The sequence below is a fragment of the Virgibacillus proomii genome, from assembly GCF_018916875.1.
GTDB classification, from domain to species: Bacteria; Bacillota; Bacilli; order Bacillales; family Amphibacillaceae; genus Virgibacillus; species Virgibacillus proomii_B.
The window spans coordinates 1-1485 of the sequence record NZ_JAHLNO010000023.1; the positions used below are offsets into that span (position 1 = coordinate 1).

Sequence of the window (1485 nt, forward strand, 5' to 3'; positions counted from 1 at the left end):
GTCACCCCCGAAGGGGATCTGCTTGCTTCCCGCGCTCGACTTGCATGTATTAGGCACGCCGCCAGCGTTCGTCCTGAGCCAAGATCAAACTCTCCAAAAAAAGTTTGTAATGAAAAACAACGTTCTTCATTATTTCTTAGCTTCTCTCAAGATCTCTCTTGAGTTATTTCTTAGAAAAACAGAGACTGCTTTTCTTGACATACTGGTTGTTTTGTTCAGTTTTCAAAGAGCAAATATTGTTGTGTCTTTTGCGACAGCAACTTTTACAATATAACATTTTAAGAAGTAGCTGTCAATAACTTTTTTTAATTCGAATCGCCTTTCTCATTTCAGCGACCTTATTAATATATCATATTTCCAATCTTCATGTCAACACTTTTTGTTGTTATATTTATTTTCAAATTCACCAAAATTTTTGCGACGCATATTACTCTATCACGCTTCTATCATAAAGTCAACGTTATTTTTGTTTTTTTATAGTGCTTGTTCAAAAAGGGGATAATAAGGATCGAGAAATTCGAGGTGATGATGTTTTAAGTAGCGCGCTTGTACAGGATGTACTGACTCCTACGTTACCCACAGGACGTGGGTGCTTTTAGTAGAAGGTTAGTAGATACATAGCATTAGTATAGCTTCCTTGAAACTCATTCTCACGTTGGAAAAGAGTTTTACCTTTCCAGGCAACGGAGAACAAACCAAAAAAGAAAAACTTAGCTGACGGTAACGGAAGCATATACGATAGCCTACACTTATACTTAGAACTTAAAAATTTTACGTTGAATAAACTTCAACGCCAAAATTTTATACGTTCTAACGTATAAAAAAATACGCGGTGTCATTTTCACCGTATTTTTTGAACAACCTCTTAATAATAAATACTTAAAAAAATTCACTAATTCAATTGTTACTGGATTGTTACTGGCTTTATTTCAGGCTCCATTAATGTAATTTTAACTGAACCTCTTAAAGTTTGAACGTTAGTAATTCTTAAAAAGTTTATTAACAAATCAGTTGAAATTACGCTGCCAAATAATTAGCACTAAAATATCAAATAAATATTACAACAAATAATCGAACCCGCCATAACCGAAAGTCCAACCTTATTTCAGTAAGGCTTCTCTTTCAACTTATATGAGTAATACTATAGAATAATTGGATAAAATTATAGATTCGTAGATAAAGTTGTTGCCTTTCTATCCGGTAATATATCATTGATACGATTGCAATATCTTTACGAATAACATATCCTAAGGTTCATTTAAGCTTTGAGATGCTGATTCAAGTAGAACCCTGCAAACTAATCCAGTTCTTCTATATACATTCCTTCTGGGATTTTTGATCATTAAAGTAGGGACTTTACTATAATATCACTAGCGTTGCGTTAATTGTATCTGTCGATTTGAAATACTAACAATATTTAAAAATAAATTGTTTATACAACAAAAAAGTCCTTTATAATGGAAAGTACAGGTGTTTCCTGTCCAA

1 rRNA gene is annotated in these 1485 nt (G+C 33.0%); it reads right to left on the reverse strand.

Annotation, left to right across the window (positions count from 1 at the left end):
* Positions 1-100 (reverse strand): 16S ribosomal RNA (locus tag KQI21_RS12940); the annotation flags it as partial.
* Positions 101-1485: the final 1385 nt, after the last annotated feature.